The organism is Herbidospora galbida (genome assembly GCF_005233835.1).
GTDB lineage: Bacteria > Actinomycetota > Actinomycetes > Streptosporangiales > Streptosporangiaceae > Herbidospora > Herbidospora galbida.
In genome coordinates this window covers 1-843 of record NZ_SZQA01000117.1, presented here as the reverse complement: position 1 = coordinate 843, position 843 = coordinate 1, and the positions used below count along the sequence as shown (strand labels likewise).

Below are 843 nucleotides of genomic sequence, written 5' to 3'. Positions count from 1 at the left end.
CGCTGCTGCTGCGGCCAAGCCCGTCGCCCCGGCTGTTGTGGCCAAGCCTGCCGCTCCGGCCGCCGCCGCCGTCGCGGGTGACGCGGCGGCGCAGGCGAAGCAGAAGCGTCGCGCCGCCAGGGCTCAGAAGGCCGCCGCGAAGACTGTCAAGGTTGAGCAGGCCACCACGAAGCTCACCAAGGCTGCGAAGGCCGCCAAGGCTGCCAAGGCCGCGAAGGCCGTCGCGAGGGCCGCCAAGGCTGAGAAGGCCGCCGTGAAGGCCGCCAAGGAGATCGCCGCCCGGGCCGCTCGGGCTCAGGCCGCGCAGGCGGCGGGGGCCATCGCGGCCCCGGCCCCGCCGGCGCCGGCGGATTCGGTCGAGGTCGTCAAGGGTGCTGCCGTTCAGGCCGCTCCGGCGGTGGACGCCGTCGCCGCTCAGGCCATGCTGATGGAGACGGCCGCGGCCAAGCGGGCCGAGGTGCTGGAGCGGGCCGCCGCCAAGCGCGTCGAGATGATGCGGAAGGCCGCCGTCAAGCGGGCCGAGATGATGCGGAAGCTGGCCGAGATGCGCGCCGCCGCCGCGATCAAGGCCGCGCTGGCCGCGAGGGGCATCATTCCGGCGGTGAACCTCGACACTCCGGACACCAAGGCCGCTGCTCCGGCGAAGGCCGCGACGCCGCTGGTCAAGGAGGCCGCTCCGGCCGCCCCGGCTCCTGCCGCACAGGCTCCGGCGGCTCAGGCTCCGGCGCAGGCTGCCCCGGCTCAGGCCGAGGCGCTGCTCGCCGGGGCCGCTGCCGCCACTCCGGCCGCCGCCGCTCAGGCCGAGCAGGCCAAGGCCGAGGCGCAGCGGGCGGCGACCGGTGC

At 76.5% G+C, this 843-nt stretch carries 1 protein-coding gene; it reads left to right on the top strand.

Going from position 1 to position 843, the window contains the following annotated elements; translation table 11 throughout:
• Nucleotides 1-37: 37 nt before the first annotated feature.
• Nucleotides 38-843, top strand: an 806-nt coding sequence (locus tag FDA94_RS39745) for a hypothetical protein (protein ID WP_170991330.1), incomplete at its 3' end; no start/stop codon positions are given.